Raw genomic sequence first — 17,015 nt, 5'->3', positions numbered from 1 at the left:
TGTGGCCGTACGCCGATGGACGCCCTCAGCGAGATCGCCCGCACCACCGCGTACTGCACCCGGGTCACCCGGGTCTGCGCGTCGCACTGAATCCAGTTCCACCGTCCTGCCGTTGCGGCATGGGCGAATGCAGTCCGATCGAACGAGGAGGCCGTGTAGGCGTGGCAAAGAAGGACGGGGCCATCGAGGTCGAGGGTCGCGTCGTGGAGCCGCTGCCCAACGCGATGTTCCGAGTCGAACTGCAGAACGGGCACCGAGTGCTCGCCCACATCAGCGGCAAGATGCGGCAGCACTACATCCGCATCCTGCCCGAGGACCGCGTGGTCGTGGAGCTGTCGCCCTACGACCTGACCCGCGGCCGCATCGTCTACCGCTACAAGTGACCCCCGCCGGTCCGGCGTCCACCCGACGCCTGCTGACCGGCCACGAACTACAGGAATGAGGGCGGCACCGGTGAAGGTCCAGCCGTCGGTGAAGAAGATCTGTGACAAGTGCAAGGTGATCCGCCGGCACGGCCGGGTCATGGTCATCTGCGAGAACGCCCGGCACAAGCAGCGCCAGGGCTGAGGGAGTACCGGACAATGGCTCGACTTGCAGGCGTTGACCTCCCCCGCGAGAAGCGGATGGAGGTCGCGCTCACCTACATCTACGGGATCGGCCCGACGTCGTCGAAGGCGACCCTGACCGCGACGGGCGTCAGCCCGGACCTGCGCGTCAAGGACCTGACCGACGAGGACCTCCTCAAGTTGCGCGACTACATCGACGAGCACTTCCGCGTCGAGGGTGACCTGCGCCGCGAGGTGGCCGCCGACATCCGCCGCAAGGTGGAGATCGGTTGCTACCAGGGTCTGCGGCACCGCCGCGGTCTCCCGGTGCACGGGCAGCGCACGAAGACGAACGCGCGCTCGAGCAAGGGCCCGCGCAAGACCATCGCGGGCAAGAAGAAGGCCCGCTGATCTCAGCTCGTCGGCGCACCGTCGTTGGTCCGTAGGGCCGGACCGGCGGTGCGCCTCAGCACGACCGTCCCCCCTGCTGCGGCAGGGGGGACGACCAGGCCACGAACACAGACTCAGACCGGAGAGAGATGCCTCCCAGGGCTCGCGCGGCAGCTGGCACCAAGAAGGTGCGCCGCAAGGAGAAGAAGAACGTCGCTCACGGCGCGGCGCACATCAAGAGCACCTTCAACAACACGATCGTGTCGATCACCGACCCCACGGGCAACGTGATCAGCTGGGCCTCGGCCGGCCACGTCGGTTTCAAGGGCTCGCGCAAGTCCACGCCGTTCGCGGCGCAGATGGCTGCCGAGAGCGCGGCGCGCAAGGCCCAGGAGCACGGCATGCGCAAGGTCGACGTCTTCGTGAAGGGTCCCGGCTCCGGTCGCGAGACCGCGATCCGCTCCCTGCAGGCCACTGGCCTCGAGGTCGGACAGATCCAGGACGTGACGCCGCAGCCGCACAACGGCTGCCGGCCCAAGAAGCGCCGCCGGGTCTGACCGGTCACTGACGAGACGATCTAGGAGTATTTGACGTGGCCCGTTACACCGGAGCCGACTGCCGTCTGTGCAGGCGCGAGAAGATGAAGCTGTTCCTCAAGGGCAGCAAGTGCGAGTCCCCGAAGTGCCCGATCGAGATCCGGCCCTACCCGCCGGGCGAGCACGGCCGTGGGCGCACCAAGGACAGCGAGTACCTGCTCCAGCTTCGTGAGAAGCAGAAGGCCCGCCGCATCTACGGCGTGCTGGAGAAGCAGTTCCGCGGTTACTACGAAGAGGCCAACAAGAAGACGGGCAAGACCGGTGAGGTCCTGCTGCAGATCCTCGAGTCGCGCCTGGACAACGTGGTCTACCGGGCCGGCTTCGCCGAGTCCCGTGACATGGCCCGCCAGCTGGTGCGCCACGGCCACATCAAGGTGAACGGCCGCAAGGTCGACATCCCGTCCTTCCGCGTGTCCGCGAACGACATCCTCGAGGTGGCTGCGAAGTCCACCGAGATGGTCCCGTTCCAGCTCGCCCAGGCGAAGGCCGGCTCCCGTCCGGTCCCGCCGTGGCTCGAGGTCATCTCCTCGCAGCTGAAGGTGCTCGTCCACAACATCCCGGCCCGCCAGGTGATCGACACCCCGGTCCAGGAGCAGTTGATCGTCGAGCTCTACTCGAAGTAGAAGGACCCCCTCGCCCCCCACGCCACGCTCCGCGCGGCGTGGGGCCCTGTGAGGGAGCCGAACTGCACGACGGCGGGGCGGGTGGACCGATGTCCGCCCCGCCGGCACCACCTCCCTCACGGCGTCATATGGCGGTCGCCGGAGGACACGAAGGAGAACCACCATGCTCATCGCACAGCGTCCGACCCTCACCGAGGAGACCATCGACGCCCAGCGCTCACGGTTCGTCATCGAGCCGCTCGAGCCGGGTTTCGGTTACACCCTCGGCAACTCGCTCCGTCGCACCCTGCTGTCCTCGATCCCCGGCGCTGCTGTCACCAGCATCCGCATCGAGGGCACCCTGCACGAGTTCACCACTGTGCCGGGCGTCAAGGAGGACGTCACCGAGATCATCCTGAACCTCAAGGGCCTCGTGGTCAGCTCCGACTCCGACGAGCCGGTGACCATGTACCTGCGCAAGCAGGGCCCGGGTGAGGTCACCGCCGCCGACATCGCGCCCCCGGCCGGTGTCGAGGTGCACAACCCCGAGCTGCACATCGCCACGCTCAACGCCAAGGGCCGCCTCGAGGTGGAGCTGGTCGTCGAGCGCGGCCGCGGCTACGTGCCGGCCACGCAGAACAAGCAGCCCGGCCAGGAGATCGGTCGGATCCCCGTCGACTCGATCTACTCCCCGGTGCTCAAGGTGACCTACGCCGTCGAGGCCACCCGCGTCGAGCAGCGCACCGACTTCGACCGCCTCGTGGTCGACGTCGAGACCAAGCCGTCGATGGAGCCCCGCGACGCCATCGCCAGCGCCGGTTCCACCCTGGTGGAGCTGTTCGGCCTGCTGCGCGAGCTCAACGTCGACGCCGAGGGCATCGAGGTCGGGCCCAGCCCGGCCGAGGCCGCCGACATCGCGAACTTCTCGATGCCGATCGAGGACATGGACCTCACCGTCCGGTCCTACAACTGCCTCAAGCGCGAGGGCGTGCACACCGTCGGGGAGCTCGTCACCCGCTCGGAGGCCGACCTGCTCGACATCCGCAACTTCGGTGCGAAGTCGATCGACGAGGTCAAGCTCAAGCTCGCCGCCATGGGCCTGGCCCTGAAGGACAGCCCGCCCGGGTTCGTCCCGACCTCGGTCGAGAGCTACGACGAGGGCTACGAGACCGACGCCTACCAGGGCGACGCCTCCTACGGCGACCCGGCGCAGTTCGACGAGACCACGTTCCAGGAGACCGAGCAGCTCTGAGAGACGGACCTCGCCGCCCCCCGGGGCGGCGAGGTCCCGCCGGTCCCGGCACCGCCGGGACCGGAGCACCACCCATCAGTGAACGCGCGGCCTGCAGGGACACCCCGGCGGCCTGAGGAAGGACCGACATGCCCACCCCCACAAAGGGCCCTCGTCTCGGCGGGTCCCCCGCGCACGAGCGGCTGATGCTGGCCAACCTGGCCACCTCGCTGTTCGAGCACGGTCGGATCACCACCACCGAGACCAAGGCCAAGCGGCTCCGCCCGCTGGCCGAGAAGCTCATCACCTTCGCCAAGCGCGGCGACCTGCACGCGCGTCGTCAGGTGATGACGACGGTCCGTGACAAGTCGGTCGTCCACCACCTGTTCGCCGAGATCGGCCCGCGCTACGCCGACCGTCCGGGCGGCTACACCCGCATCACCAAGGTCGGTCCCCGCAAGGGCGACAACGCCCCCATGGCGGTCATCGAGCTGGTCGAGGGCCAGACCGTGGCGCAGCAGGCCGTCGGCGAGGCCGAGCAGGCCCGCGGCTCCCGCTTCGCCTCCGGGGCCGGCGCGTCCGCCGCCGCCGGTGAGGTCACCGCCGGTGCCACCGAGTCCGGTCTCGTCGACACCGACGTCACCACCGGCCCGGGTGGGGACACCAGCCCGGCCGTCGTCGCCGGTGCCGCCGGTCTCGAGGACGCCGAGGCGATCGTGACCGACGTCTACAACCCCGACGGCGAGCGGCAGGACGACGGCGACGTGACCCCGCAGCCCACCGCCGAGAACGCTGCCGTCGTCGACGACGAGAACCTGTCGCCGGAGGTCGCCAACGCGGCCGCCGCCGAGGTCGAGGCCGCCGAGCTCGGTGACGCCGCGACCGCGGGCCGCCAGGCCCCCGGTGGCGACCCCGAGGTCGACCCCAAGTGACCTCGACCGTCTCCTGACGGTCAGCTCCGTGGAGCACCTGTTCGCCGACGAGCCCGCCACCGACACCGGTGGCGGGCTCGTCCGCGTCCGGCTCGACGTCTCCTACGACGGCACCGCGCTGCACGGCTGGGCGCGCCAGCCCGGGCAGCGCACCGTGCAGTCCGAGCTGGAGCAGGGGCTGGCGACGGTGCTCCGCCGGGACGTCGACCTGACCGTGGCCGGCCGCACCGACGCAGGCGTGCACGCCACCGGGCAGGTCGCGCACACCGACCTCCCGGCGGCCCTCCTCGAGCAGCACGCCGGCAAGCTGATCCGACGGCTGCGGGGCGTCCTGCCCCCCGACGTCGCGGTCACCGGTGCGCGGGTGGTCAGCCCCGACTTCGACGCCCGCTTCGCCGCCCTCGCCCGGCACTACGTCTACCGGCTCACCGACGCCGAGTCCGGTCCGCCGCCGCTGCGCCGTGCGGACACGGCGGCCTGGGGGCGCCGGCTGGACGCGGGGCGCATGCGGGTCGCCGCCGCGCTCCTGCTCGGCCAGCACGACTTCGCCGCCTACTGCCGTCGTCGTGAGGGCGCCACGACGATCCGCACGCTCCTGGACCTCGACGTGCAACGGCACGGGGCGGTCATCGAGATCGCGGCGTCGGCCGACGCCTTCTGCCACTCGATGGTGCGCAGCCTGGTCGGCGCGCTGATCGCGGTGGGGGAGGGGCGCCGGGAGCCGGGCTGGCCGGCGTCCCTGCTGTCGCTGACCAGCCGGGCGAACGACGTGCCGGTGGCCCCCGCGGGCGGGCTGACCCTGGTCCGGGTCGACTACCCCGAGGAGTCACAGCTGGCGGCCCGCACGCTCGTCACCCGGGCCAAGCGGTCCGCAGACCCCCCGTCCCCGGGCTGAGGCCCGCAGCCGGCGTCAGGGGAGCGCGGCGACGGCCTCGGCCACCGGGGTGTCCCCGGCCAGGAGCTCGACGACCAGCCCGTCCTTCGGGTTGTCCAGCAGCTCGAGCAGGACCGCTGCGACGTCGTCCCGAGTGACCTGGCCGTGCTCGTAGACGTGCTCGAGTCGGACGCGGCCGGTGCCCGGCTCGTCGGTGAGGCTGCCCGGCCGCAGGACCATCGGCGACAGGCCGGAGCGCGACAGCACGTCGGTCTCGGCGGCGAGCTTGGCGCGCAGGTAGGCGACGAACACCTCGTCCATGCCGTCGGGGACGGCGCCGTCGGCGACCTGCTCGACCCCGATCGAGGACACCAGCAGGTAGGGCCGGACGCCGGCGGCCTCGGCGGCCTCGGCCAGCAGGACGGCGGCGCCGCGGTCCACGGTGTCCTTGCGGGCGATGCCGCTGGCCGGGCCGCCGCCCGCGGCGAAGACGACGGCGTCGGCGCCGGTCACGACCGCCGCGACGTCGGCGACGGTGGCCTGCTCCAGGTCCAGCACGACGGGCTCGACGCCGTCGGACTCCAGGTCCGCCCGGTGGTCGGGGTTGCGCACGATGCCGACGGCGGTGTCCCCCCGTCCGCTGAGCAGCCGGCCGAGGCGGCGGGCGATCTGTCCGTGGGCTCCTGCGATGACGACGCGCATGCGCACCGCCCTACCCGGCGGTGGGGCCCGGCAGTCGCGCGGCAGCGGCGGCCCGGGCCCGGTCGAGCTCGGCAGGGGTGTCGCAGTCGGTCCACGGCGCCGGCTCGCCGGCGGGCACCCGGGGCCGGTGCCGGGTGACGGCGAGCTGTCCCAGCACACCCCGCAGCGGGGCGTGCGCCCGCGCACCGGCCGCCGCCGCCCGCAGCGACCCGGCACGCCACACGCCCAGCAGCAGCTGGTCGCGTCCCGTGCCGTCGACCACCATCACGCCGTCGGCGGTCAGCCGCTCCCGCAGCTCGTCGACCAGGTCGCGGGTCACGAACGGCAGGTCGGCGGCGAGCACGGCCACCACCTCGGTGCCGGGGTCCACGGCGGCCAGCCCGGCGGCCAGGGCCGGCACCGGGCCGCCGCCGGGCGGGGACTCCCGCACCAGCACGACGCCCTCGGGCACCGGCTGCGGAGGACCCACCACGATGCGCTGCCCGGCGCCGTCCACGGCGGCCAGGACCGCAGCCAGCATCGTGCGGCCACCGACGTCCAGCTGGGGCTTCGGCTGCCCGCCCAGGCGGGCCGACCGGCCGCCGGCGAGGACGACGGCGGCGAACGGCGGGAGCGGGCTCATGCGGGGAACGGTAGGGCGCGGGTGGTGAGTACCGTCGACCCCGTGGGACGAGTGACCAGCCGCACCCCGGTGCTGCGCATCCGAGGCGACGTGCACTCCCGTAGGCCGGACACGGTCGCCTCCGAGGAGCCGCTGGAGATCCGCCTCGACGGCACCCCCCTCGCGGTGACCATGCGGACGCCGGGTGACGACTTCGACCTGGTGCACGGCTTCCTCACCACCGAGGGCGTCATCTCCTCCGCCGCCGACATCGCCGGGCTGCGCTACTGCAACTCCACCGACGACGAGGGCCGCAACACCTACAACGTCGTGGACGTCGACCTGGCGCCCGGCGTCGAGGCCCCGGACACCGCGCTGGACCGGAACTTCTACACGACCAGCTCGTGCGGGGTCTGCGGCAAGGCCAGCATCGACGCGATCCGCACCAAGACCGCCTACGACGTCGCCGCCGACGACACCCGGCTGACCCTGGAGACGCTGCTGGCGCTCCCGGACCGGCTGCGCGCCGAGCAGCAGGTGTTCGACAAGACCGGCGGGCTGCACGCCGCCGGGCTGTTCACCGCCGGGGGTGACCTGGTGGCACTGCGCGAGGACGTCGGCCGGCACAACGCCGTGGACAAGGTCGTCGGCGACGCGGTCCGCGAGGGCCGGGTGCCGCTGGCCGGGCACGTGCTGATGGTCAGCGGGCGGTCGTCGTTCGAGCTGACCCAGAAGGCCGCCATGGCTGCCGTCCCGGTGCTCGCCGCGGTGTCCGCGCCCAGCTCGCTGGCGGTGGAGCTGGCGCAGGAGGTCGGCATCACCCTGGTCGGGTTCCTGCGCGGCGACGGCTGCAACGTCTACACCCACCCCGAGCGGCTGGTCCTGCCCGAGTAGGTCAGTCGGGCAGCAGGGCCCCGGTGGCGTCGTACCGGTCGATCCGGTGGACGTCGAGGTGCCGGGGGAAGACGAGCACCGCGAGGCGGTCGGGTCGGCCCGGGAGCGGGTGCAGGACGAGGTCCTCACGGGTGCCGTCGGACAGCCGGACGACCACCGCCCGGACGTCCGCGGGCACCTGCAGCAGCAGGGTGGCGGGGCCGCTGTCATCGCTCCCGGCGGTCGTCACCGAGGGGCCGGTCGCCAGGGGGCCGGTCAGCCCGCAGCCCGTGCCCCAGTACCGGTGGCCCGCGACCGAGGTGACCGCCACGGACGCCGTGAGGCCGAGGGACGACGGCGCCACGGACAGCTCCCAGCGGTCGCCCTCGACGGTCCGCCCGGCGGCCAGCACGCTCATCGCCTCAGCATGCCCTGCGGGCACGCGCCGGAACCGGGTCCGGCGCCTGCCGGACGGGCGTCGACGGCTCAGCCCTGGTGGTCGCCGCCGCGGAGCTGGCTCACGACGTGCGGCAGCAGCGGGCCGAGCACGGCCAGCCCGTCGCGCACACCGCCGGTCGAGCCGGGCAGGTTGACGATCAGCGTGCGCCCCGCCGTGCCGGCCACCCCGCGGGAGAGCACCGCCGTGGGCACGGTCGGCTCGCCGTACCGGCGCACCGCCTCGGCGAGCCCAGGGGCGTCGCGCTCGAGCACGGCGCGGGTCGCCTCCGGTGTGACGTCGGTGGGGGACAGCCCGGTGCCGCCGGTGGTCAGGACGACGTCGGCGCCGCCGGCGACCGCGGCCCGCAGCACCTCGGTCAGGGCGGCGACGTCGTCGGGGCGCACGTGCGGGCCCTCCACGTCGAAGCCGAGCTCCCGCAGGCCCTCGGCCAGCACCTGGCCGCTGCGGTCCTCGTAGACCCCGGCCGAGGCGCGGTTGGACGCGGTGACGACGACGGCGCGGGCACCGGCGGGCAGCTGCGCGCTCACCGGGTCCAGTCGCCCTTCTTGCCGCCGGACTTCGCCAGCAGCCGGACGTCGGTGATCGTTGCCCGCGGGTCGACGGCCTTGACCATGTCGATCACGGTGAGCCCGGCGACGGCCACGGAGGTGAGCGCCTCCATCTCCACCCCGGTCCGGTCGGCGGTGCGGGCGGTCGCGGTGATCTCCACGGCCTCGTCGGTGACCTCCAGGTCGACGGTCACCCCGTGCAGCGCGATCGGGTGGCACAGCGGGATCAGGTCCGGCGTCCGCTTGGCACCGGCGATGCCGGCGATCCGGGCCACGGCGATCGCGTCGCCCTTGGGCACGCCCTCACCGCGCAGCAGCGCGACCACCTCGGGGGTGACCAGCACCCGGCCGGCGGCTGTGGCGACCCGGGGGGTGACGGCCTTGGCGGTCACGTCGACCATCCGGGCGGCGCCGGAGGCGTCGAGGTGGGTGAGCCGGGCTTCTGTCACTGCAGCGCTCCTTCGATCAGGACGACGGCGACCTGCGCGCCCTCGGGGAGTTCGGTGACGTCCTCGGGGACGACGACCAGGCAGTTCGCGCGGGCGAGGTGGGCGACCAGGTGCGAACCGGGGCCGCCGACCTGGTCGACGACCGTGCCGTCGAAGCGGCCGCGGAGGAACTGGCGGCGTCCGGCGGGGGAGCGCAGCGGGGCGGTCAGCCGGGCGGTGGTGCGCAGCCGGTCGGGGGAGGCGTGGCCCAGCGCCCGGCGCAGCGCCGGCCGGACGAACACCTCGAAGGACACGAACGAGCTGACCGGGTTGCCCGGCAGGGTGACCACCGGGACGCCGTCCACGGTGCCGGCGCCCTGCGGGCCACCGGGCTGCATGGCGACCTTGCCGAACTCGACGGTCCCGAGCTCCCGGAACGCGTCCTTGACCACCTCGTAGGCGCCGGCGCTCACCCCGCCGCTGGTGACCAGGACGTCGGCCCAGGACAGCTCGGCCCGGACCGTGGCCAGGAACTGGTCGACGTCGTCGGGGACGAAGTGCAGGGTGCGGGCCTCACCACCGGCCTCGGTGACGGCGGCGGCCAGCAGCACCGAGTTGGACTCGTAGATCTGGCCCCTGGCCAGCGGGCGGCCGGGCTCGACCAGCTCGCTGCCGGTGGAGAGCACCAGCACCCGTGGGCGGCGGCGCACCGGCACGGTCGCGTACCCCACGGCGGCCGCCAGGCCCAGCTGCGCGGCCCCCAGCGCCGTCCCGGCCGGCATCGCCAGCTCGCCGGCACGGATGTCCTCCCCGGCGTGCCGCAGGTGGGTGCCCACCGCCGGGGCGCCGGTGACCGTGACGACGTCGGTGGCCGCGTCGGTGCGCTCCACCGGCACGATGACGTCGGCGCCGTCCGGGACCGGGGCGCCGGTCATGATCCGGTGGACGGTGCCCGGCTGCAGGGGCGGGCCGTCGCTGCGCCCGGCCGGGACGTCCTCGGCCACCGGCAGCCGCACGGGCGCCCCCTCGCTCGCCGCACCGACCTCCGCGTGCCGGGCGGCGTAGCCGTCCATCGCGGAGTTCGTGAAGCCGGGCAGCGAGACCAACGCCGGGAGGTCGCGGGCCAGCACCCGCCCGGCGGCCGCGGCGAGCGCGACCTCCTCGACCGGCAGCGGGGCGAGCAGCCCGGCGACCACCGCCTGGTGTTGCTCGACCGTGCGCACCGTCCCATCCTGTCCGACGTGCCCGCCCCGGCGCCCGTCCGGGTGGGCCCGCGCGCGGCCCGGGTGCCCTCCGCGAGGGATGCGGCTCAACTCCCCGGGGGTCCCTGCCGAAGATGCACCGACCAGTCACGAGGGGGAGCAGTCAGATGAGCGAGATCGACCGGATGTTGGCCGCCACCGAGGCGTGGACGGAGCGGTTCCCCGGGTTGCTGCCCGCGCCGCCGTCCCGGCAGGTGGTCGTGGTGGCCTGCATGGACGCCCGGATCCCCGTCGAGGCCGTGCTCGGGCTGGAGCCCGGTGACGCCCACGTGCTGCGCAACGCCGGCGGCGTCGTCACCGACGACACCCTGCGCTCCATCGCCGTTTCCCAGCACCTGCTGGGCACCGAGGCCGTGCTCTTCATGCACCACACCGGCTGCGGCATGCAGAAGGCCGACGAGCAGATGGTCGCCGACGCCGTGCTGTCGGCGACCGGGCACCGGCTCCCGTGGCCGGCCCAGACCTTCACCGACTGCGACGAGGACGTCCGGCTGTCGATGCGCCTCGCGAGCGAGGCGCCCTACCTGGCCTCGACCGAGGTCCGCGGTGCCGTCTACGACGTCGCCACCGGACAGGTCCGGGAGGTCGTCCAGGCCTGACCCCGGTGCAGGGGCCCACCGTGCGCACGCCGGCGATGGGCCCCTGCAGCACGGCCGGGAGCGTGCGGTCCCCCGGCTGGTATCGTCGTCTGCTGGTGCGCGACGCCGGTTGGTGCGCGCGTGTCCGGGGCCTGGTCTTCTCGACCGGACAAGCCCAAGTCTCCCGTGCTCGGTGAGGCGATCCCACCAGCCACCCGCCAGACGACGACGAAGGACAGTGAGCCTCGTGCGCACGTACACCCCCAAGCCCGGTGACATCACCCGGGCCTGGCACGTCATCGACGCCACCGACGTGGTGCTCGGTCGACTCGCCAGCCAGACCGCGATCCTGCTGCGCGGCAAGCACAAGCCCCAGTTCGCCCCGCACGTGGACGCCGGTGACTTCGTCGTCATCGTCAACGCGGGCAAGGTGGCGCTGACCGGCTCCAAGAACGACCGGAAGCTCGCCTACCGGCACTCCGGCTACCCGGGCGGCCTCACGACGATCAACGTCGGCGACGAGCTCAAGACCCGTCCCGACCGCACCGTCGAGCGGGCGATCAAGGGCATGCTGCCGCACAACTCGCTCGGCCGGCAGATGCTCTCCAAGCTCAAGGTCTACGCCGGCCCCGAGCACCCGCACGCCGCCCAGCAGCCCCAGCCCTTCGAGATCAAGCAGGTGTCCCAGTGACCAGCGCCCAGACCATCACCGACGCCGACGGGCGTCCGATCCAGACGGTGGGCCGCCGCAAGGAGGCCATCGTCCGGGTGCGTCTGCTCCCCGGCACCGGCCAGTTCAAGCTCAACGGCCGCACCATCGAGAACTACTTCCCCAACAAGGTGCACCAGCAGCTCATCCGTGAGCCGTTCGTCATCCTGGAGAAGGCCGACCAGTACGACGTCGTCGGCATCCTGCACGGTGGTGGCGTCTCCGGTCAGGCCGGTGCGCTGCGCCTGGCCATCGCCCGCGCGCTCATCGAGATCGAGATCGACGACCGTCCGGCGCTGAAGAAGGCCGGCTTCCTCACTCGTGACCCCCGCGTCGTCGAGCGCAAGAAGTACGGCCTGAAGAAGGCCCGCAAGGCGCCCCAGTACTCCAAGCGCTGACCCCCCGGCGAGAAGTCCGTTCATGGGACGCCTCTTCGGGACCGATGGCGTCCGTGGTCGGGCCAACGCCGACCTGACGCCGGAGCTGGCCATGTCCGTGGCCCGCGCCGCCGCCAGCGTGCTCTCCGACCGCGACGGGACCTCACGTCCCGTCGCGGTCGTGGGGCGCGACCCCCGCGCCAGCGGGGAGATGCTGGAGGCGGCCGTGGTCGCGGGCCTGGCCAGCGCCGGCGCCGAGGTCCTGCGGGTCGGGGTGCTGCCCACGCCGGCCGTGGCGTACCTGACCGCCCGCACCGAGGCCGACCTCGGTGTGATGATCTCGGCCAGTCACAACCCGATGCCCGACAACGGCATCAAGCTGTTCAGCCGCGGCGGGCACAAGCTGCCCGACGCCCTCGAGGCGTCGATCGAACAGCGGGTCGCCGGCCTCGAGCCCGACGATCACCGCCCCACCGGTGGTGGGGTCGGCCGCGTGCGTGACCTCCCCGGTGCGGCCGAGGACTACGTGGACCACGTGCTGTCCGCCCTCCGCCAGCCGCTGCGCGGCCTGCGCGTCGTCGTCGACTGCGCGCACGGCTCCGCCTCGCGCTGCGCCCCCGAGGTCTACCGCCGCGCCGGTGCGCAGGTGCACGTCATCGGCGGCGAGCCCGACGGCTGGAACATCAACGACGGCATCGGCTCGACCCACCTCGGTCCGCTGAAGGACGCCGTCGCCCGGCACGGTGCCGACATCGGCATCGCCCACGACGGCGACGCCGACCGCTGCCTGGCGGTCACCGCCGACGGCGACGTCGTCGACGGCGACGCCATCCTGGCCATCTGCGCCCTCGCCCTGCACGAGAGCGGCAACCTCACCGACGACACCGTCGTGGCCACCGTGATGAGCAACCTCGGCTTCCACCACACGATGCGCGCCGCGGGCATCGCCGTCGCCACGACCGCGGTCGGTGACCGCTACGTGCTCGAGGCGCTGCACTCCCGCGGGCTGTCCCTGGGTGGTGAGCAGAGCGGTCACCTGGTCTTCCTCGACTGGGCGACCACCGGTGACGGGCTGCTCACCGGTCTGGCGCTGCTGTCGCGGATGAGCTCCACCGGCGCCTCGCTGGCCGAGCTCGCCTCCGTCGTGCAGAAGCTGCCGCAGATCCTGGTCAACGTCCCGGTCACCGACCGGCTCGCCGTCGCCGAGAGCGAGGACGTCGCCCGGGCGGTCAACGAGGTCGAGGCGGAGCTCGGCGACACCGGGCGGGTGCTGCTGCGCCCCTCGGGCACCGAGCAGCTGGTCCGGGTGATGGTCGAGGCGCCCACCCAGGAGCAGGCCGACGCCGTCGCGGCCCGGCTGGCCGCGGTGGTCGCCGCCACCGGCTGACCTGCGGCCACGCCCGTCCCGACGACGGCCGCACCACCGGCGGGTGACCACCGTCAACCCCGCAGTGCACCGGTGCCCGGCTCCGGCGGCGGTATCGTCGCCAGAATGTGCGGCATCGTGGGGTACGTCGGCCCGCAGGACTCGTTGGACGTCGTCCTGGAGGGGCTCCGCAGGCTGGAGTACCGGGGGTACGACTCGGCCGGGGTGGCCGTGCTGACCGACGGGCGGCTGGTCACGGCCAAGAAGGCCGGGAAGCTGGCCAACCTGGAGAAGGTCCTCGCCGAGGAGGCGCTCCCGGCGTCGACGATCGGGATCGGGCACACCCGCTGGGCCACCCACGGTGGGCCCACCGACCGCAACGCCCACCCGCACGTCTCCGCCGACGGCAAGGTCGCGGTGGTCCACAACGGCATCATCGAGAACTTCGCCGCGCTGCGGGCCGAGTGCGAGGCCGGCGGCGTCGAGTTCACCAGCGAGACCGACACCGAGGTCGTCGCGCACCTGCTGGCCGCCGTCTACCGCGAGACCCCCGCCGGCCCGGGCCGGCTGGCCGAGGCCATGCGCACCGTGAGCCGCCGGCTGGAGGGCGCCTTCACGCTGGTCGCCACGCACGCCGAGGAGCCCGACACGCTGGTCGCCTCCCGGCGCAACAGCCCGCTGGTCGTCGGTGTCGGGGACGGCGAGTACTTCCTCGGCTCCGACGTCGCCGCCTTCATCGGGCACACCCGCAACGCCCTGGAGCTCGGTCAGGACCAGGTCGTGGAGATCCACCGGACCCGGGGCGTGACCACCACCGACTTCTCCGGCGAGCTGGTCGAGCCCACCGCGTACACCGTCGACTGGGACGCCGCGGCCGCCGAGAAGGGCGGGTACCCGTGGTTCATGCTCAAGGAGATCGCCGAGCAGCCCCAGGCGATCGCCGACACCCTGCTCGGGCGGCTCGGCGAGAGCGGTGAGCTCGTGCTCGACGAGGTCCGGCTCTCCGACCAGGAGCTGCGGGACATCGACAAGATCTTCGTCGTCGCCTGCGGCACCGCCTCGCACGCCGGCCTGATCGCCAAGTACGCCATCGAGCACTGGACCCGCATCCCGGTCGAGGTCGAGGTGGCCAGCGAGTTCCGCTACCGGGACCCCGTGCTGGACCGGTCCACGCTGGTCGTGGTGATCAGCCAGTCCGGCGAGACCATGGACACCCTGATGGCCCTGCGGCACGCCAAGGAGCAGAAGGCCCGGGTGCTGGCGATCTGCAACGCCAACGGCTCGACCATCCCGCGCGAGTCCGACGCGGTGCTCTACACGCACGCCGGGCCCGAGGTCGCCGTCGCCTCCACCAAGGGGTTCCTGACCCAGGTCGTCGCCTGCTACCTGGTGGGGCTCTTCCTCGCCCAGGTGCGGGGCGTCAAGTACGCCGACGAGATCTCCGCCATCGTCGACGACCTGCGCCGCCTGCCCGAGGCCGTCGCCACGGTGCTGGAGCAGATGGAGCCGGTCCGCGAGCTGGGCCGGTCGCTGGCCGGGGCCGACACGGTGCTGTTCCTCGGCCGGCACGTGGGCTTCCCGGTCGCGCTCGAGGGCGCGCTGAAGCTCAAGGAGCTGGCCTACATCCACGCGGAGGGCTTCGCGGCCGGCGAGCTGAAGCACGGCCCCATCGCCGTGGTCGAGGAGGGCACCCCGGTGGTGGTGATCGTCCCGTCGCCGCACAGCCGCAACTCGGTGCACTCGAAGGTGGTCTCCAACATCCAGGAGGTCCGCGCCCGCGGGGCCCGCACGATCGTGATCGCCGAGGAGGGCGACGACGCCGTGCTGCCCTACGCCGACCACGTCATCCGGGTGCCGCGCACGCCCACCCTGCTGGCGCCGGTGGTCACCACCGTGCCGCTGCAGGTGCTGGCCTGCGAGATCGCCGACACCCGCGGCCTGGACGTCGACCAGCCCCGCAACCTCGCCAAGTCCGTCACGGTCGAGTAGCCGCCGACGTCGACCAGCGCACCTGACCAGGGGCCGTCCTCCCGCACCAGCTCGGTGCGCGAGGGCGGCCTCTCGTGCAGGAGGGCGACCGCCGGCGCCGACGGACGGCGCAGTGGGGTGCCGGGGCAGACTGGGTGCGTGATCATCGGGGTCGGGATCGACGTCTGCCCGGTCGAGCGGTTCGCCGCGTCGCTGACCCGCACGCCGGGGCTGCGGGACCGGCTGTTCACCGCCGCGGAGCAGCGCACGCCGTCGGGGGCCGAGCGGACGGGTGAGTCCCTGGCCGCCCGGTTCGCCGCCAAGGAGGCGCTGGCCAAGGCCCTCGGGGCACCCGGTGACCTGCGCTGGCACGACGCCGAGGTGGTGGTGGGTGAGCGGGGCCGGCCGCTGCTGGAGGTGCGCGGCACCGTGGCCCGCCGGGCCGCCGAGCTCGGGGTCACGTCCTGGCACGTGTCGCTGAGCCACGACGGGGGCATCGCCTCGGCCGTGGTCATCGCCGAGGGCACCTCGTGAACGGGCTCTACACCGCCGCCCAGCTGCGCCCGGCCGAGCAGCAGCTGCTCGCCGGCCTGCGCCCGGACACGCTGATGCAGCGCGCCGCCACCGGCCTGGCCACGGTCTGCCTCGGGCTGCTCGGCCGCGCGTCCGGCGCCCGGGTGGTGCTGCTCGTCGGCTCCGGTGACAACGGCGGCGACGCGCTGCTGGCCGGCGCGAGGCTGGCCGACCGGGGTGCGCAGGTGCGCGCCGTCCTGCTCTCCCCGGACCGGGCGCACGCCGGCGGGCTGGCCGCGCTGCGGCGGGCCGGCGGGCGGGTCGTGGCCGCCGAGGACGCCGGGCTGGACCGTGCCGACCTGGTGCTCGACGGCATCGTCGGCATCGGCGGCACCGGGCCGCTGCGCCCCGCGGCCGCCGAGCTGGTCGACCGGGCCACCGCCGGGCCGGGGCTGCTGGTCGCCGTCGACGTCCCCAGCGGGGTGGCCGCCGACACCGGCGAGGTGCCCGGTGCGGCCTTCGCGGCGCAGCACACGGTCACCTTCGGCGCGCTCAAGCCCGGACTGGTCGTCGGCGCCGGCCGCGGGCTGGCCGGCACGGTGCACCTGGTCGACATCGGCCTGGGCGACGTCCTGCCCGCCCCCGACGCCCTCCAGCTCACCGACGCCGACGTCGCCGCGCACCTGGACGCCCCGGGTGCCGGCGACGACAAGTACTCCCGCGGCGTCGTCGGCGTGATCGCCGGCTCGGCCACCTACCCCGGCGCCGGGGTGCTCTGCACCGGAGCCGCACTGCGCACCCGCCCGGGGCTGGTGCGGTACGCCGGCACCGCCGCCGACGGGGTGAAGGCCGCCTGGCCCGAGGCGCTGGTCACCTCCGGCCGCCCCGGGGACGCCGGCCGGGTGCAGGCGTGGGTGGCCGGCCCGGGCATGGGCACCGACGACGACGCGCTCGGCGTCCTCACCGAGGTGCTGGCCACCGACCTGCCGGTCGTGGTGGACGCCGACGGGCTGACGCTGCTGTCCCGGCACCCCGGGCTGGTGCGCGACCGCAGCGCACCGACCGTGCTCACCCCGCACGACCGCGAGTTCGCCCGCCTGTTCGGCGACGTCGGCCCCGACCGGGTCGCCGCCGCCCGCCGGGGCGCGGCCGGGCTGGGCTGCACCGTCCTGCTCAAGGGCGACGCCACCGTGGTCGCCGACGACGCGGGCGCCACCTTCGTCAACGCCACCGGCACGCCCTGGCTGGCCACCGCCGGCACCGGCGACGTGCTGGCCGGCGTCCTCGGGGCGCTGCTGGCCACCGGGCTGCCCGCCGCCGAGGCTGCGGCGTCGGCGGCGCACCTGCACGGACGGGCCGGGCAGCTGTCCGCCGAGCACGGTCCGCTCATCGCCGGCGACCTGGTGCGCAGGCTGCCGGAGACCATCGCCCGGCTGCGCGGCACGCCCGGCTGAGCGCCG

At 73.7% G+C, this 17,015-nt stretch carries 21 protein-coding genes and 1 pseudogene; 16 read left to right on the top strand and 6 right to left on the bottom strand.

Translation table 11 applies throughout. From position 1 onward, the window contains the following. The first annotated feature begins 161 nt into the window (after nt 1–161). From infA to truA, 8 genes and pseudogenes are all read left to right on the top strand, one after another. Nucleotides 162–383, top strand: a complete 222-nt coding sequence (gene infA / locus KUM42_RS07225) for a translation initiation factor IF-1 (RefSeq protein ID WP_012950459.1) — start codon at nt 162–164, stop codon at nt 381–383. Between the two features lie 70 nt (nt 384–453). Continuing rightward, nucleotides 454–567 (top strand): 50S ribosomal protein L36, encoded by a 114-nt coding sequence (gene rpmJ, locus KUM42_RS07220; RefSeq protein WP_014742835.1) that lies wholly within the window; start codon nt 454–456, stop codon nt 565–567. Nucleotides 568–581: 14 nt separating this feature from the next. After that, complete coding sequence (gene rpsM, locus KUM42_RS07215) at nt 582–956, top strand: 30S ribosomal protein S13 (RefSeq protein WP_237496105.1); 375 nt, start codon at nt 582–584, stop codon at nt 954–956. Between the two features lie 128 nt (nt 957–1,084). Beyond that, on the top strand, nt 1,085–1,492 hold the full coding sequence (rpsK, locus tag KUM42_RS07210) for a 30S ribosomal protein S11 (protein WP_163612630.1): 408 nt from the start codon (nt 1,085–1,087) through the stop codon (nt 1,490–1,492). 35 nt (nt 1,493–1,527) lie between these two features. After that, the gene (gene rpsD / locus KUM42_RS07205) at nt 1,528–2,154 is read left to right on the top strand and encodes a 30S ribosomal protein S4 (protein WP_237496104.1); all 627 of its coding nucleotides are present in this window, start codon (nt 1,528–1,530) and stop codon (nt 2,152–2,154) included. A gap of 163 nt (nt 2,155–2,317) precedes the next feature. Then, nucleotides 2,318–3,385, top strand: a complete 1,068-nt coding sequence (locus KUM42_RS07200; protein ID WP_237496103.1) for a DNA-directed RNA polymerase subunit alpha — start codon at nt 2,318–2,320, stop codon at nt 3,383–3,385. 128 nt (nt 3,386–3,513) lie between these two features. Continuing rightward, nucleotides 3,514–3,861 (top strand): annotated as a pseudogene (gene rplQ / locus KUM42_RS20400) (50S ribosomal protein L17); the annotation flags it as partial. Between the two features lie 463 nt (nt 3,862–4,324). Further along, a complete protein-coding gene (truA, locus tag KUM42_RS07190; RefSeq protein ID WP_237496102.1) occupies nt 4,325–5,191 on the top strand; it encodes a tRNA pseudouridine(38-40) synthase TruA in 867 nt (288 codons plus the stop codon). A gap of 15 nt (nt 5,192–5,206) precedes the next feature. Here truA and KUM42_RS07185 read toward each other — a convergent pair whose 3' ends face one another. Next, the gene (locus tag KUM42_RS07185) at nt 5,207–5,872 is read right to left on the bottom strand and encodes an NAD(P)H-binding protein (protein WP_237496101.1); all 666 of its coding nucleotides are present in this window, start codon (nt 5,870–5,872) and stop codon (nt 5,207–5,209) included. 10 nt (nt 5,873–5,882) lie between these two features. After that, the gene (locus KUM42_RS07180; protein ID WP_237496100.1) at nt 5,883–6,494 is read right to left on the bottom strand and encodes a molybdenum cofactor guanylyltransferase; all 612 of its coding nucleotides are present in this window, start codon (nt 6,492–6,494) and stop codon (nt 5,883–5,885) included. Between the two features lie 42 nt (nt 6,495–6,536). Here KUM42_RS07180 and fdhD point away from each other — a divergent pair, with 42 nt between their 5' ends. After that, entirely contained in the window at nt 6,537–7,367 is an 831-nt protein-coding gene (gene fdhD / locus KUM42_RS07175; protein ID WP_237496099.1) for a formate dehydrogenase accessory sulfurtransferase FdhD, read from the top strand. Between the two features lies 1 nt (nt 7,368). Here the strand turns inward: fdhD and KUM42_RS07170 are convergent, their stop codons facing one another. The 4 genes from KUM42_RS07170 to glp form a co-directional block, all read right to left on the bottom strand. After that, on the bottom strand, nt 7,369–7,764 hold the full coding sequence (locus KUM42_RS07170; RefSeq protein ID WP_237496098.1) for a hypothetical protein: 396 nt from the start codon (nt 7,762–7,764) through the stop codon (nt 7,369–7,371). Nucleotides 7,765–7,832: 68 nt separating this feature from the next. Continuing rightward, on the bottom strand, nt 7,833–8,333 hold the full coding sequence (locus tag KUM42_RS07165; RefSeq protein ID WP_237496097.1) for a molybdenum cofactor biosynthesis protein B: 501 nt from the start codon (nt 8,331–8,333) through the stop codon (nt 7,833–7,835). Continuing rightward, nucleotides 8,330–8,803 (bottom strand): cyclic pyranopterin monophosphate synthase MoaC, encoded by a 474-nt coding sequence (moaC, locus tag KUM42_RS07160; protein WP_255557561.1) that lies wholly within the window; start codon nt 8,801–8,803, stop codon nt 8,330–8,332. Before moaC ends, KUM42_RS07165 begins: the two co-directional genes overlap by 4 nt. Then, a complete protein-coding gene (glp, locus tag KUM42_RS07155; protein WP_237496096.1) occupies nt 8,800–10,005 on the bottom strand; it encodes a gephyrin-like molybdotransferase Glp in 1,206 nt (401 codons plus the stop codon). The genes moaC and glp overlap by 4 nt, the downstream gene beginning before the upstream one ends. Before the next feature lie 146 nt (nt 10,006–10,151). Here glp and KUM42_RS07150 point away from each other — a divergent pair, with 146 nt between their 5' ends. From KUM42_RS07150 to KUM42_RS07120, 7 genes are all read left to right on the top strand, one after another. Continuing rightward, entirely contained in the window at nt 10,152–10,643 is a 492-nt protein-coding gene (locus KUM42_RS07150; protein ID WP_237496095.1) for a carbonic anhydrase, read from the top strand. Between the two features lie 226 nt (nt 10,644–10,869). Beyond that, on the top strand, nt 10,870–11,313 hold the full coding sequence (rplM, locus tag KUM42_RS07145; protein WP_237496094.1) for a 50S ribosomal protein L13: 444 nt from the start codon (nt 10,870–10,872) through the stop codon (nt 11,311–11,313). Then, nucleotides 11,310–11,729 carry a 30S ribosomal protein S9 gene (gene rpsI, locus KUM42_RS07140; protein WP_370629343.1) on the top strand — a complete coding sequence of 140 codons (420 nt, stop codon included), beginning with the start codon at nt 11,310–11,312 and terminating at the stop codon, nt 11,727–11,729. Before rplM ends, rpsI begins: the two co-directional genes overlap by 4 nt. A 22-nt stretch (nt 11,730–11,751) precedes the next feature. Next, nucleotides 11,752–13,095: a phosphoglucosamine mutase gene (gene glmM, locus KUM42_RS07135; protein WP_237496093.1), complete on the top strand. Its 1,344-nt coding sequence runs from the start codon at nt 11,752–11,754 to the stop codon at nt 13,093–13,095. 105 nt (nt 13,096–13,200) lie between these two features. Beyond that, nucleotides 13,201–15,063 carry a glutamine--fructose-6-phosphate transaminase (isomerizing) gene (gene glmS / locus KUM42_RS07130; protein ID WP_237496092.1) on the top strand — a complete coding sequence of 621 codons (1,863 nt, stop codon included), beginning with the start codon at nt 13,201–13,203 and terminating at the stop codon, nt 15,061–15,063. 138 nt (nt 15,064–15,201) lie between these two features. Beyond that, nucleotides 15,202–15,576, top strand: a complete 375-nt coding sequence (locus tag KUM42_RS07125) for a holo-ACP synthase (protein ID WP_237496091.1) — start codon at nt 15,202–15,204, stop codon at nt 15,574–15,576. Continuing rightward, entirely contained in the window at nt 15,573–17,009 is a 1,437-nt protein-coding gene (locus KUM42_RS07120; protein ID WP_237496090.1) for an NAD(P)H-hydrate dehydratase, read from the top strand. Before KUM42_RS07125 ends, KUM42_RS07120 begins: the two co-directional genes overlap by 4 nt. The last annotated feature ends 6 nt before the right edge of the window (nt 17,010–17,015 follow it).

It is taken from the genome of Modestobacter sp. L9-4 (assembly GCF_019112525.1).
GTDB lineage: Bacteria > Actinomycetota > Actinomycetes > Mycobacteriales > Geodermatophilaceae > Modestobacter.
Note: the sequence above shows the minus strand (reverse complement) of the source record. Positions and strands in the feature narration are given on the sequence as shown.